Origin of the sequence: Halioglobus japonicus (genome assembly GCF_001983995.1) — a bacterium.
Taxonomy (GTDB): Bacteria; Pseudomonadota; Gammaproteobacteria; order Pseudomonadales; family Halieaceae; genus Halioglobus; species Halioglobus japonicus.
Map to the genome: position 1 here is coordinate 59,384 of NZ_CP019450.1, position 13,618 is coordinate 73,001.

Consider the following 13,618-nt stretch of genomic DNA (forward strand, 5'->3'; position numbering starts at 1 on the left):
CTACTGGATAGTGGGTATGAGGTGAACCAAGCTAGCGAATATAATCACGAAGAGAAGGCAGCACCACGGCAGCTTCGGTGATGGCCTGCATCCAAAACAACAGCCTGAATTTGCCTTCGGCGCGCTCAAAGCGAAGGTTGACCTCAACAAACCGCTTCTCGATCTTTGCGTCGAGCTCTGATTTGGACGCAGTAAACCTGGCATCGAAGTAATCGTTGGTCACCAGCGCATCGAAATTTTGAACCACCATTGTCGCCGTACCTTTCGCGATGGCGCTCGCCTGGGCCCTGGAAATACCCACCTCTTCCATTTGCCGCACGAGCTCATCAGAACCCCAGAATATGGCTGCCATCGCACACCCGGTTAATTGTTTACTAAGCGTATCAACTAGGCTCAAGAGCGCGGAATGGCTTTGACAAGACAAAGGATCATACCCTAGTCTTTTTGTTACTTAGCTGTTGTATTTTCGAAGCGATAGATAGTTTTAACATGGGTGTCTTAATACTGGTTCTCCAAGTCCTGCTGATTGCCCTAGTGCTTGCTCGGGCGAGCGTATCAGTGGGCCTTCGCGTGGGGCTTCTGGACCACCCTGATAGCCGCAAAAGCCACGTGGGCGCTATTCCCCTGTCCGGTGGTCTCGCGATCTTCCTGACCATCATCACCGGCTCTTTCTTGCTTGGCATTCCCCCTTCACCTGGGCCATGCTGGCCATCGCGGCGTTCGTTTTTATTATCGGCGTCTTTGACGATGTGAAACACATCAACCCTTGGATCCGGCTGGGCATCGAGTATGGCGCGGGCATTGTGCTCGCGACTTGGGGCGGAATATCTATACAGAATGTCGGCAACTTACTCGCGATGGGAGACATTCCCCTGCTCTTGCTCGCAGCGCCACTGACAGCACTCTCGGTGGCCGGGCTGTGCAACGCCTACAATATGCTTGATGGAATCGACGGGGTGTCATCATCGCTGGTCGCGCTGCCGCTGGCGGTGCTCTTTGGCCTGGCGGTAAACGCCGGCCACCCCCACGCCAACGCGTTGCTGCTGATGCTCATTCCGATAGGTGTCTTCCTGTTGTTCAACCTGGGCCCCAACAATGCGCTGCTGCCGAAAATGTTTCTTGGTGATAGCGGCAGCATTACCCTTGGTTTTCTGGTCACTGCAGCGCTGGTATTTTTTTCGCAAGGGGAAACGGCGATCATCGAACCGGTAACGGCACTCTGGCTGGTATGTCTGCCACTCATGGATATGCTGGCGACCATGCTGCGGCGCGCGAGAAAACGGCTTCCACTGATGGAAGCAGACCGCATGCACCTGCACCACACATTGGTGGATACTACGGGACTTGGCAAACGCGCGGCGCTGGCGGTGATGGTCTCGTACGGTGCGATTGCGGCGGCGGCGGGCCTGGCGCTGGAAGCGCTCCCTGCCTATGTCAGCCTGGCACTCTACTTCTTGCTGTTCGCTATTCACTGTGGCTTCGTTATAAAAGCGGAGTCACTCGCCACTAAAAAACCTGGCAAACCAGCCCTTCTGCCGTGATGAGGGATTAAACGGGCGAGTACCCTCTGGGTCCAACCCCCAGGGCAGCGGCACCTCACCTGGTGCAGTATTGGCAATAATCGCTGCGGGTCTTCCCTGCACCAATCTGTCAGCCTCTTCCTCGCCCACGATGAGTGCGGCCGCGTCACGTGCCTCGCGCAGTTCAGGCGTGCGATTCTTGAGATTATGGCCATCAGATGCCAATAAATGCGTGTAACCCTCTTCCAGAAAACGCTCGGCAATTTTCTTTACCCGGGGGCCAAACCGCCCCAGCAGGCTGCCGCCTGTGAGCTGAATCCAGGCGCCGGCCCGGGCGACCCCCACGAATTTGTCAAAATCTGACTCGATATAGGTCAGCCGCTCAGGATGGGTGATAACAGGCACATAACCCGCCAGCAAGGCGTTGTGAATCAAATCCGCCATACGTGGCAGGGGCACATGATGCGGGGGTTCAAACAGGAAATAGCGGCTGCTATTCAAGCTTGGCAGGGTGCCATCCTGCAGGCCCCGCACAAGGTCCGGCACCACCTGAATGTCAGCGCCATACGTCAATTCCAGAGGAATATTCGCCTTTTTCAACTCTTCCCGAAAACTGGCCACTGCCTCGCGGATACCGGCGTGTGTGTTTTCGAACAAGCCCGGATAGATATGCGGAGTGCAGGCGGTCATCGTAATGCCGTCGGCTACGGCCAGTTCAGCCATACGCAGGGCGGATTCGAGGTCCCGGGCACCATCGTCTATCCCGGGCAGCATATGGCAGTGAAGATCAATCATAAGAACAGCAGAACCAAAAACGGTAAGAAAACAGCACCATCAGTGGTTCAGTATGACAAAACCGAGCGGGTAGGCAAGACAACACCGCAAAATGGATACATTAGGCAACGAAGAAAGGTGCGATTTTCACCTTGCCATGCCCCAAGTTCGCTCCTATCCTTGCCATTAAGATAAGAGCCCCTAAGAAGAAGCGCGCGCGACATATTAATCTGACTTACAGGGATATCGTGATCAATGAAACAGCTTCTGACCTCTATTTTCATGCTGATTGCCGTGGCCACCGGCTTATCTGCCACCGCCGAAGACAAGCAAACCATACTGACGTGCAGGCTCCCGTGATGGCAGATCAGGTTGAAAGCTACGTTGAGGCCACTGAGAGCATGTTCCTGTACCCCGGCGACCGCCTGATGGTCATGAAGGGTGGCAGCGCTCAGGCGCATTTTGCCAATGGCTGCATACAAAGCCTAGGCGACAACGAAATCGCGACCATAGCATCGCCAGAGGCCTGTGAAAGCATCTTCACCGCAGCCACACACAATCAGGTAGGTGCGACTCCAACAGCGACGACAACGCGGCCATCTCTCTGATTTCACTTAATAACCCCCACCGCTGGAAGACAACTCTCCATAGAGGTCTTCCATGCTTGCACCACCCTCCTTCCACACATGACCGCTAAAAGTCGCACTGGCTCGAGCCTCACAGGCTGGGAGCAGCTACAGTTGCTGTGCCTATTGCTGACGGATAGTGAACCGACGAGTTACATTGAGCGCATCAATTCGACAGATAGCTGGCCGACACTCGTGGACCTCGCGAGCAGCCATCAGTGCCTGCCTGCGCTAGCCGCGAAGCTAAACGCGTGCGCCCACCTCTCTTGCGCACCAGAAACAACCCCTGCATCGCTGAATGGACTTGGCAGGCAAGTTGCCGTGCGGACAATGTCCATTTACGCACAAGCTCTGAGGCTGGCCGAAACCCTCAACAAGGCAGAAATAACGCCTATATTCCTAAAAGGTACTGCAACCCTTTTGAGTTCGAAGGCAGCAGATTTCGCGGCGAGAGACCAAGCGGATATCGACGTGGTCGTCGAGCCCGCTAATTTGCGCGCCGCTTGCGAGCAGCTGGTGGAGGCGGGCTATCGTTTTACTACCACAAGGCCCAACGACAACAAAGGAAATGTCACCACGCATAGAGACATTGAGAGAGCCCTAAAAGAATCTCGCTACCACCACCATCTGCCACCGATGACACACCCAAAAGCAACGGCATTGGTCGAGTTGCATCGTTACCATCTCCCCGCTGGCTTCGATCAGGCAGGAATTTTAGAGGACCTGCTCAACACCGCAGCTACACATACCGCCGGCGACATTCGTTTCAGGGTGCCCAGCTTCGAACACCGTGCCATTCACCTGATTCTCGGGAGTTTCGTTCACGATGGCTACGCCGCCACCTGCCGAGTGCCGATTCGGCCTGCTTTGGACTACATACAGTTGATGAGCGAGGCCGCGGCCGACAATACAAAAATTGATAACGCCAGCGTGGCCCAGACATGTGGCATTAGAGGGGAACAATTTTTCTATTCACTCAAGTGGCTATTCGAAGTAGAAGCGCCCATGTCATTTACAGAGGCTAAAGCCAATGCGCTCACTGAGCGACTTATAAAGGCTCGGTACAACAATGCGAGAACAGCGACTTACCTCGATACATTAGGCCGAGTTCGGCACCTTGGGAAAAAGATGCTAGTGAGCCCTGGTAAACTTACAGGGTATATCCGCAATAACTTGAAGGGATAGGTCACGCTGAAGGCAGCTTACGCATAATAAAGCAGCCGAATAAATAGACACTGGCCGCACCCACAACGCCCATCGTCAAGTCAGACAGTGAAAACGATCGGTTGGGAATAAGTGCCTGCGAGCCTTCTTCCAGTAACACCAGCACAAGGGCCAAACCAAACGCCTTGCGCATGCGTGCCACTGGACTACCTCCAGACAGGAAGAGCCAGCCAGCAATCACAAATGCAGCACCCATCAAGGCGTGGGTCATCTTGTCGCCGCCCAGCCGCTCCTGGACACGATAAATATCGTGGATAAAAACCCCGTTGTTCGCAACACCGAAGTTCCGACGATTGCCAGCACCAAGAATACGCCTGCAAAAATTCCCAAATAACGTCTAGACATCCAATCAGGGCCTTGCTCCGGGCTCAATCCATAAACGGATTTCTGTCACTACCCTCATCCACCGGCTGTAGCAGCGGCTTCGAGCGTTCAACAGGAACGCGGGGCGTGTTGCGCTTGCTAGGTCTCGGAGCCGATTCAGAATAGGGGTGAAAGAACACGCCAGTAAGAAATCCAAAGTAGACCATATTGGCCGGCACAAAGAGATTGAAGTCAACCATCTGTTGCATTTATTGCCAAAGCCGTTTGCCCCAATTCATCTGTTGATGCCTTTGAACCAATACAAAGAATAGCGGAACTTCCTGAGGAGACCCGACTAGTTTCCGGCCTTGACGTTAAGATTTATCCTTTAGCAATCTCAAACATAGAGAGTCAGCTCCAAATTTTCGATCCTGGAGGTGATATGGCTTATAGCACTTCTCTAGATGCGGAATTCCTAGGGACCCGTATGGATTCATACTATGGTATCGGTCACCACTATTGACAAATTCTGCTCGACACACGGACTAAAGCCAAACCATGTTAAGATAGACGTCGAAGGGGTTGAAGGCAAAGTTCTTCTAGGCGCGAGAGAAGTTCTGGAGCAAGGAAATTGCAAGTACATTTGCGAATGGTTAGGTGGAGCGGAAAAGAATAGAGAAGCAGCCAACCTACTCGAGCGGTGTGGATACGTTGCTCTTGACCCTTCCTGCTCAGATAGAGTTGACCTAGGTAGCATTGAAGACCACGAAGATCGAAACGTACTTCTAGTCCATTCGAGCAAGGCCCCTTCATTAGAGATATTGCCCAAGGGAACCTTGTGAGACATCTCCGCCATAGCCCAGGGTATGAGATGTAGTGGTCAACTATTCTCGGACAATGGTTTAGGTCTATTTTCTGCGTCAGCGGGCGATAGACCCCCGTTGTACTGATGCGGCCGTTGCCAGTTGTAGTAGTCCATCAGGTAGCAACCGATGTCCCGCTTCGCCTCACTGAACGGTGCCCTGCAAGCCCCTCTGCACCTATACATAAAAAGCGCTTCATTTATAGCAAAGCCAGGGAGTCGACTAGGCAAATAGGCAACGGACATAGATACATCTTTAAACCCAAGCTTTTGAGGAAAATGGGAGCGGAATTCTGGTTTGGATAATCGAGGATAAAGCCACCTCCTTACGCTGCCAATATGTCCTTTGAGTTTTTTATGATTTCCGTAAACGCTCCTCGTCCACCAAATGTAAAGTGGGTTGCACTCATATAAGATTGATAGGCCAATCCATGTACTCCGTTACGATGAACATTGTGGGCGATGAAACCATTAACTGCCTTGAGTTACCCCCCGCCTTAGACTCCCAGCATAACTGTTTCTGGATGGGAATCGCGAAGAGTGTGGGCCTGGAGCGTTGGTGAGAAATCCCCAAAGCACAATTTTTGGAGCTCATTAACTTCTGTCCAAACATCTTCATCTTGTAAATTCAGCTGCTCGATATCCAAGTCTCTTCCCTCTGCGACACTCTTTCTATATAGGAAGTATCAGTAAATATCCGTGCATCAAGTTTCGACCAATACTGAAATCTTCCAGAGCCTATGGAGAGAAAACTCATCTCCTCAAATCAGCCGATAGAAAGAACAACTATTCTAGAATGAAGCATTCCCTCTATCACGAGAATTTCCAAGGGTACATCAGTTCACTATATCTGACTTAATCGGCATAGATCTCACAAAAAATTTCGCCAACTTGGCTGCGCCCTGCTCTGTAGGGTGAATTTTGTCAGATACTAGTAACTCACCATTGGAAGATAGCGTACAGAGGCCCTCCTCGCACATTTCTGCCTCGGGATAAATTCTAGTAATAGGGCGTGATATTCTGTCCAAAATTCTGTAACTAAACTCAGACGAATTGAGTGCATTTGCTCGGGTCTCCTGGACAAGAGGCCATTCTACTTGATGTACCAATGACTGCTGAATATAACGTAGGACGTCTTTGGAGCTTCTTACTACAGGGTAGACAACTGTCACACTAATATCATTGCTTCTGAGTATATCTATAGTTGAATCGAGGCTAGATGCCAATTGCTCAGATACGTTAATGTTATTTGATAATATGTCCCCGCCTCCGAAATCGAGATACTCTGAGCCAAAAAAGTCATCCCAATTCGCCATCAATATAACCGTGTCAATCTTATTAGATAAAATCATTTCGATAGCGACTTTGTTAAACTCTCTGCAGTTTGATGACCACCTGTGATACGCGCGCTCTACCCCACTTATTGGTGCGCAATGTCCATGCGTTAGCTGTAGCAGGCCTATATCAAGATTCGCAAATTCGGCTGCAACAGAAGGAGCCACAGCTGCAGCAATAGAATCTCCCCAGATTGCGTACGCTGTATTCCTGTCACGACCGTAACGACAATCACTCATTGGCATATCTCTCGGCGCGCCATCATCAATTTGAAAAAGGCAGTAGTTACTCCACGAACCGATTTCATCAAGGTCATTAACTATGGATGAAAGTCTATTAGGCAAGCCTTCATTTCGAACCACATGAACCCCAAAAAGAGATAGAATCGCAATAGACAGTGCTAATGTGGCAAGAAACAACCTTGCAGGCATAAAACTAGATCGTCTCATTGGCGCCTCCACAACCTTCCATGAAAGCGCCGCACATACAAATGTAGTAATAAGAAAATAGAGGACATCGAAGCCCAATATTTCGTCTTGCGTGCGTATACGCCAAAACGCCAAGATTGGCTGGTGGAACAGGTACAAACTGTAACTTATGAGTCCTATAAAAACCAATAAACGCATAGATAGAAGAGCATTTACCAGCGTTCCCCGAACCGCTCCTATAAGTATAAGAGAGGTACCCAACACAGGCACAAGAGTATATATCGATGGAGTTGGGACAGTTTCGTCAAAAACTAAGATAGAAAATGTAACTAGTGCCAGACCAGCCATAGAAACATAATTGGCTGACTGCACACTCAACCGAACGCTTGAGAGCGCCAAGATAGAACCGACTAATAGCTCCCAAGCCCGAGTCGGTGCGAGGTAAAAATTCGCTGATTCAGCGTTACGCCAGCCCCACTCTGCCAGCAGTAAACTAGCTACCGCAAGGATTATCAAAAGTACTACCTGAGGTTTGGCGCCGTAGTGCACCGTCGTCACAAGAAATGCAGGAAAGAGAAGGTAAAATTGTTCTTCTACAGCAAGGCTCCAAGTGTGCAGCAAAGGCTTGAGATCTGCATCTGTATTGAAATAGCCGATTTCGCTCCAGAAAAAATATTTGAAACGAAATATGGGATACTAAGAACACTTCTCGCAAAGCTATCCAAATCATCCGGAAGCATCCAAAGCCAAGCAAAGGGAATCGTCAAAAACGTCACTAGAAAAAGTGCCGGCAATATACGTCTTAGCCTACGCATATAGAAATTAGAGACAGAGAAAGCCCCTTTTTCTGGTCTCTAACTATGATCGAGGTGATCAGGTAACCGCTAATAACAAAGAAAACATCGACGCCTACAAAGCCACCAGAAAAAGTTGAAATCCCGGCATGAAAAAAAGCACCGGAACCACCGCCACGGCTCGCAACCCATCAATCTCTGGACGATACTTCATGCTGTATCCCCAACACCGTGAAAAATATGTAAACCCCGAAGATTTTACTCAACCAAAAAACTGGCAAGGTCATTAGCTCAAATTTTCTATTTCGGCGATCGAACCATTCTCTAGCCTAATGATGCTATCGCAGTATTTAAGTGTCTCTAGGCGATGAGCAACTATTATAATTGTTTTGTTTCCATGGAGTTTTTTAAGAGACTCTACTAAAGCGGCCTCGGTATCTTTGTCCAGCGCACTAGTAGCCTCATCGAAAATGAGTATTTCCGGGCTGCTATACAAAGCCCTTGCTATGCCAATCCTCTGGACTTGGCCTCCTGAAAGACGGACCCCACGCTCACCCACTACAGTTTTAAAGCCGTTCGGTAGCAAGTGGATGAACTCATCGGCCTGGGCTATCTTTGCGGCCCTTCGAATCCTCTCCTCGTCCATGCAATCTTTATGCACACCGAACGCGATATTTTCGGAGATAGTAGTGTCACTGAGGTAGATAGATTGAGGTACGTAACCGATAGTTTTTCTCCAGCCGCCAAGATTTCGCTCCGACAGTCGACAGCCGTCAACTAATATTGCGCCTCGATAGCCTGGTAACAAGCCAAGTAACAAATCAATGAATGTACTTTTTCCCGCGCCTGTTTTTCCAACCACACCATATGTTCTATGAGCTAATATTTTGCAATTAAGTGAATCCAAACTTGGTCTATCCGCGCCTGGGTAGGTGAATGTTGTATCACGCAGTTCGATACAATCACTCAATCTAAACCGCTTCTCGACCTTTGGATCAGGTTCCGAATTTATTTCAGTCACTTCGCGCATAGCCAAATAGAGATTGTCGAGCCCTGCATGGCCGAAGCCTAGCTGGACGTATGACGCGTACACTTGCTGCAAATTTGGGAGCAAGCGATAGCCAGCGTAAATGTACACTCCCATCATCGGAATTTTCTGTATAAAATTTTCGTCTGTCCCGAGGAAAATAGTAGCCACAAGTATGACGCTTACTAGCGTAATAGCTTCCAGAAGATATCTAGGAAGCTCACCCAAGAAACCATTCATCGCCGTCGTTCTGGTGTTATCTTTCACTGCTATCGCGAATTTACGGAGAAAATACGTCTCCTTACCAAGCATCTTTATGGTCTTTATGCCGGCCAACAGTTCATTGGCTGACTTCGCTCGATCAGTATTGGAGCTTGCTCTCAACTCCCCTTGCCTACTAATCTTCCGCCTAACAAAAAGAAAAACAAGCACATAAGCCAGTCCAAAACCAAAGCCAACAATCGCTGCGAGTATCGGGTCCATAAAGACAATTAGTAGTATTATCGCGATGGAAGCTATTAAGCGCGCTATAAATCGCAACACAGGCCTGAGGATCGAGCTAGATACGAAATCAATTTCCGATATCAAATTCTTGTGAAGCTCAGCAGTATTATTGTCTAAAAAAAACGTATAATCCTGTTCTGCGTAATGAGCCATCAATCTGGTTGAAATAGAGTAGCGGAAATTTCCCGCAATTCTGAGCTGCGCCCAGAGAGTAAAAGCAATAAAGGCATTACTAATGCAAATAAAGGTTGAAGAAAAAACACCAAGATAAATCAAAAATTCCTCTGGAGATTCGGCCCCGAGTATCTATACGCAAAGCTCAACCATTCGTTAGCATAAACTGCTTCGGGATTCGTGGCAGTGGTCAAAAATGGTGAAATCGAGGCGATTCCAATCATTTCAAACATCGCGCTAAATATGACTGCAGCCATCAGTAAGTAGAGCTGAATTCGCTCTCTTGGCTGAAGTAAAAATAAAAGCTTTCGAACTATTTGCATCAAATTAACCAATAGATATGTATTTCTTCTAGAACGATCCAAAAAATGCCACTAAGCGACTGATCATATTCTGAACTTACTTACCATCTAACCTTTAAAAGCTTTCGACCGCATACTGCTGCCTTGATATGGAACCCTCTCGATCAGGCAGACATTCCCTGCATGCCAAATATTCATTTTTTAACGGCTCAGTTCAACACCGCACCATCGAACTAACGTTTTATAATACTAGTCTTTGGTGGTATTCTGCAGAAAGAAAACAGAGCGGGACTACTCTAAGATGAGTCAAACATTTAGCTAACTAGGGTTTTCAGATCAACCAATAAAGACCAGTCAGCATTTGCTTTTAGTTGTCAATCTTTCAAATAACTGTCTGTGCCAGCAACCGCATTCACTACATTCTCATAACGGAGCTGAGGACGACCAGTTGCATTCCCAATTCTGATTCGAGCTTCACGATAGACATCTCGTGACTTCTCAAAAAGGCCCAGCTTAAAGAGTACTTTTCGAACGAGAGTGTTTTTTTTTCTTCGAGCTGCTAAAACCTCAACTCCGTGGTCTATTCTTTGGCGTGATTCAGAATCAAGAGTACCAACATAGTGATGCCACTCAGCTTTCATGTCCTTAGTATCTAAACCAGAACCATGAAACTCCTTGACTATTATTTCGCGATATAGCGACAGGCAGTAACCCACAGTATCAATACGGTAGTCGCCAAGCTTGGGCTCTACTCTCTTCATGGCGTAGAAATCTCTATACAAGGTGTTCTGAACTGCATGTATTCGAGTAGGACAATCCTGAAAAGGATCTACGCCAGGGTAATTTTCGAGGAATTTTTCCATGCCATTAACCACAGAATTTCGACCATTACTCTGAGATCCGAAAGTACAATAGAAAGGTTTATCCACCAACAAAACGTCTAATGCGTGTGCCAACAAAAGAAACGACGATGTATAGTCCGGGGAGATTTCATGAAATAGCTTCCCGTGCTGGTCACGAACAGCATCACAGATCCTCCTACTATAAAGACAGTTCATACCCCGCGGCAGATTGGTAGCCAACATCGAATCATCATTCCAAGCGTCAAACTTCAAGAAATCCCTCAGAACATCCTGCGCACTTCTCGATACAATTTCACCCGTGAAAGATGCTGTACGCTCAGTACGAGTAACACTGGAGTATCCTGAGCGAACATTTGACATAACAATGTCGGGGCTAGACGCTGAATTTCCAATTATCTCACGCCAGGTCGAAACTGCACTTGGTCTCAATGCGTAATGATCACAGAGTATGGCCAGGTAATCACCAGTGAAACCCTTGGCTGCAAACTCCCAATGGTCGGCCATATTTAGCCTCTTATCGGGACGAACAAGAGAGACAGAAACAGAACTATTTAACTTGGCTTTCTCGACAGCTTCTCTAACCTGCAACTGATCCTCTACCCGTGTAGAGGTATCGGAAACTATAATCTCCATATTCTCATCGGTTTGCGAGGCAGCGCTCTCAATAGCAAACCGTACTAATTTTCCACGATTGTGGGTCGGTATAACTACTGATATAAAATTCGGACCTTTCACTTTAATACCCTTCTGAAAGCTAAGTGCTTCTATCTAAGTAAATAGCACTAACAATTACCCCTGAGAACACTTGTGATTCGGCTCGAACTATCATCTCCGATGCAGAGTGTCTGTGATACCTAGAACGTCATTTAGTACGCTCACTTCCACAACCGCCTTACATCTATCCAAAGGATTTCTTGACTTGGCGCACCTAGCTCTCAATGACACCAAAACTGTAGAATGAGCTCAATATACAAAATCGAAGGTGCATCCTTCTCGAAAAATCATGCATTATTGAGCCCTGCACAAACCCATTCTAAGCATTTTTTCACTTTCCAGCGTGACCTTAAACCCTAGTGATTTGTACAATTCAATCGCTCGGAAGTTGTCATCTTTAACCTCAAGATAAAGCTCCTGCATTTCCAATTCGCTAAAAGCGAATTCAATCAACAATATTATGGACCTTCTCACGAACCCCATACCAACCGTTCTAGGGTTAGAAACGAAACGTCCAACTTCGGCAGTCGCTGAACTTTCGTCAATATTGTAAATAGATACTTGGCAGACTCTTTCTTTAGTGGTGCCTCCATGTCCAATTAATACAATATCTTTATCGTTGGACAGATTCCGGTGGTACCAATCTTTGTGAGCTTTCTCAGTGATAACTGCGTCGTTTAAAAACCATTTCCGCACGTCAGGACTATTCCGCCAAGATAGTGTGTACGCTAGATCGTCACCCTCAAGTGATCTTAACTCTAGATCACCGTCACGCATGTATATTTCTTGCTTATTTATTTCCATACATACCAACAACTTCTACGATTGAGTCAACGTCTTTCTTAGTAACGCCAAGGTGCATAGGCAATGAGAGGAGCTTATCTGAAAAAGACCTCGAGCGAGAATTCTCGCACCCATCATATGAGTACATCTCGTACACCGTATTGTCTGTGTAATGCACGCCCGGGTAAATTTCATGGTCATTTAAAGCCATAATGACCCGATCTCGCTCTTCTACGAGTATCTGGAATAAATGAGTAGACGATTCACAGTCAGGAGCGATTGGTATCAAATCAACACCAGAAACCGAAGCCAATCCATGCCTGTACCAAGACGCTAGTTGACGGCGATATGCATTGTCATTGTCGAGATATTTTAGGCCCACAAGTGCCAGAGAGGCCATGATTGAATTCCCATGATATTTAAATCCAATATCTTCAACGTCATACTTCCATTTGTAGGCCCCCTTACCAACTGTACGAGAGAATGTGTCCTTATTTATCCCCAACCAAGTCAACTTTCTCACGACTTCATCGTCCTCTCTTTCTGCAAAGCAAATCATACCGGAATCAGCAGTAGGCAGGTTTTTTACAGCCTGAAAGCTAAACACAGTCGCATCGGCGCCCGGCCCTACATGCTTACCCTCCAGCCTAGTGCCAGCCATATGAGCGGCATCAAGTACAAGCTTCAAATTATGCTTTCTACACAGCTCTACAATTTTATTGAACTGCCCTGTGTTTCCCGCTATGCCGACAAATATTATCGCTCTTGTATTTGCGCCGATTTTTTTCTCTACATCGATCGGGTCTAAACACAGATGGTCGTCGACATCCGCAAACACCGGCATCAAATTGCAATACTTGATTGCATGATTAGTTGAAACGAATGTCAGTGATGTGGAAATAACCTCGTCCCCATCACTCCAGCCATACCGCTTCCTAAGCACATACAAGGCGAGGTGCAGCCCGGCAGTGGCCGAGGAAATAAAGTGCGCGTGCTCCAAGCCTGTATATTTTTTCCATTCTTCTTCAATCTCTACTGTCTTATACCCTAGACCAGTCCAACCTTTTTCAAGACACTCCTTAACTTCGTTCAGACACTCATCGACTCTAAATTTAGGAACGAACAACTGTATACTCATATCACCTCCTCCCTGCCAATCACTTTTTAAAGTGCATAGTTTTAAATTTCAAAACAACACTTCAGCCAATCTATTGGCCACCTATATATAGAGTACGGGAACGCTGTATTCAATACTCCAGTCATGGATAAATATTCGAGAATTTCCTGACACAAATACTAAAAGCAAACATAAAGTTTCAATCTACTGAAAGCTCACCGAAAACAACCTGTTACAAAGAGTCACGCGTAAAAGTGGACTTCCCAGG

The 13,618-nt window shown here is 47.5% G+C and carries 12 protein-coding genes and 1 pseudogene; 4 read left to right on the forward strand and 9 right to left on the reverse strand.

The window, feature by feature from the left end:
• Nucleotides 1-31: 31 nt before the first annotated feature.
• Complete coding sequence (locus tag BST95_RS00300; protein ID WP_084197683.1) at nt 32-352, reverse strand: hypothetical protein; 321 nt, start codon at nt 350-352, stop codon at nt 32-34.
• 349 nt (nt 353-701) lie between these two features.
• Here BST95_RS00300 and BST95_RS00305 point away from each other — a divergent pair, with 349 nt between their 5' ends.
• On the forward strand, nt 702-1,541 hold the full coding sequence (locus tag BST95_RS00305) for an MraY family glycosyltransferase (RefSeq protein ID WP_084197684.1): 840 nt from the start codon (nt 702-704) through the stop codon (nt 1,539-1,541).
• Here the strand turns inward: BST95_RS00305 and BST95_RS00310 are convergent.
• Nucleotides 1,497-2,315, reverse strand: a complete 819-nt coding sequence (locus BST95_RS00310; RefSeq protein ID WP_084197685.1) for a tyrosine-protein phosphatase — start codon at nt 2,313-2,315, stop codon at nt 1,497-1,499. The two genes, BST95_RS00305 and BST95_RS00310, sit on opposite strands and share 45 nt — an antisense overlap.
• 338 nt (nt 2,316-2,653) lie before the next feature.
• Here BST95_RS00310 and BST95_RS00315 point away from each other — a divergent pair, with 338 nt between their 5' ends.
• A complete protein-coding gene (locus tag BST95_RS00315) occupies nt 2,654-2,902 on the forward strand; it encodes a hypothetical protein (protein WP_084197686.1) in 249 nt (82 codons plus the stop codon).
• Between the two features lie 78 nt (nt 2,903-2,980).
• On the forward strand, nt 2,981-4,105 hold the full coding sequence (locus BST95_RS00320) for a nucleotidyltransferase family protein (RefSeq protein ID WP_084197687.1): 1,125 nt from the start codon (nt 2,981-2,983) through the stop codon (nt 4,103-4,105).
• Between the two features lies 1 nt (nt 4,106).
• Here the strand turns inward: BST95_RS00320 and BST95_RS00325 are convergent, their stop codons facing one another.
• Nucleotides 4,107-4,355 carry a hypothetical protein gene (locus BST95_RS00325; protein ID WP_084197688.1) on the reverse strand — a complete coding sequence of 83 codons (249 nt, stop codon included), beginning with the start codon at nt 4,353-4,355 and terminating at the stop codon, nt 4,107-4,109.
• Between the two features lie 592 nt (nt 4,356-4,947).
• On the opposite strand from BST95_RS00325, the gene BST95_RS21200 reads away from it, so the two are divergent.
• Entirely contained in the window at nt 4,948-5,289 is a 342-nt protein-coding gene (locus BST95_RS21200) for an FkbM family methyltransferase (RefSeq protein ID WP_084197690.1), read from the forward strand.
• A 38-nt stretch (nt 5,290-5,327) separates the two neighbouring features.
• Here BST95_RS21200 and BST95_RS20210 read toward each other — a convergent pair.
• The 6 genes and pseudogenes from BST95_RS20210 to BST95_RS00370 form a co-directional block, all read right to left on the reverse strand.
• Nucleotides 5,328-5,456 (reverse strand): annotated as a pseudogene (locus tag BST95_RS20210) (IS3 family transposase); the annotation flags it as partial.
• 689 nt (nt 5,457-6,145) lie between these two features.
• Entirely contained in the window at nt 6,146-7,762 is a 1,617-nt protein-coding gene (locus tag BST95_RS00345) for an acyltransferase family protein (RefSeq protein ID WP_084197692.1), read from the reverse strand.
• 390 nt (nt 7,763-8,152) lie between these two features.
• Nucleotides 8,153-9,673, reverse strand: coding sequence for an ABC transporter ATP-binding protein (locus BST95_RS00350; RefSeq protein WP_084197693.1), 1,521 nt, complete (start codon nt 9,671-9,673; stop codon nt 8,153-8,155).
• 574 nt (nt 9,674-10,247) lie between these two features.
• On the reverse strand, nt 10,248-11,471 hold the full coding sequence (locus tag BST95_RS00360; RefSeq protein ID WP_169843800.1) for a glycosyltransferase family A protein: 1,224 nt from the start codon (nt 11,469-11,471) through the stop codon (nt 10,248-10,250).
• 273 nt (nt 11,472-11,744) lie between these two features.
• Nucleotides 11,745-12,227: a GNAT family N-acetyltransferase gene (locus tag BST95_RS00365; protein WP_169843801.1), complete on the reverse strand. Its 483-nt coding sequence runs from the start codon at nt 12,225-12,227 to the stop codon at nt 11,745-11,747.
• A 13-nt stretch (nt 12,228-12,240) separates the two neighbouring features.
• Nucleotides 12,241-13,371 (reverse strand): DegT/DnrJ/EryC1/StrS family aminotransferase, encoded by a 1,131-nt coding sequence (locus tag BST95_RS00370; protein WP_084197697.1) that lies wholly within the window; start codon nt 13,369-13,371, stop codon nt 12,241-12,243.
• Nucleotides 13,372-13,618 lie beyond the last annotated feature (247 nt).

What these genes read in the sequence shown, in the direction of transcription:
- BST95_RS00300 (WP_084197683.1), bottom strand. Translation starts at nt 352, where the DNA reads ATGGCAGCCATATTCTGGGGTTCTGATGAGCTCGTGCGGCAAATGGAA.
- BST95_RS00305 (WP_084197684.1), top strand. Translation starts at nt 702, where the DNA reads ATGCTGGCCATCGCGGCGTTCGTTTTTATTATCGGCGTCTTTGACGAT.
- BST95_RS00310 (WP_084197685.1), bottom strand. Translation starts at nt 2,315, where the DNA reads ATGATTGATCTTCACTGCCATATGCTGCCCGGGATAGACGATGGTGCC.
- BST95_RS00315 (WP_084197686.1), top strand. Translation starts at nt 2,654, where the DNA reads ATGGCAGATCAGGTTGAAAGCTACGTTGAGGCCACTGAGAGCATGTTC.
- BST95_RS00320 (WP_084197687.1), top strand. Translation starts at nt 2,981, where the DNA reads ATGACCGCTAAAAGTCGCACTGGCTCGAGCCTCACAGGCTGGGAGCAG.
- BST95_RS00325 (WP_084197688.1), bottom strand. Translation starts at nt 4,355, where the DNA reads ATGACCCACGCCTTGATGGGTGCTGCATTTGTGATTGCTGGCTGGCTC.
- BST95_RS21200 (WP_084197690.1), top strand. Translation starts at nt 4,948, where the DNA reads ATGGTATCGGTCACCACTATTGACAAATTCTGCTCGACACACGGACTA.
- BST95_RS00365 (WP_169843801.1), bottom strand. Translation starts at nt 12,227, where the DNA reads ATGCGTGACGGTGATCTAGAGTTAAGATCACTTGAGGGTGACGATCTA.
- BST95_RS00370 (WP_084197697.1), bottom strand. Translation starts at nt 13,371, where the DNA reads ATGAGTATACAGTTGTTCGTTCCTAAATTTAGAGTCGATGAGTGTCTG.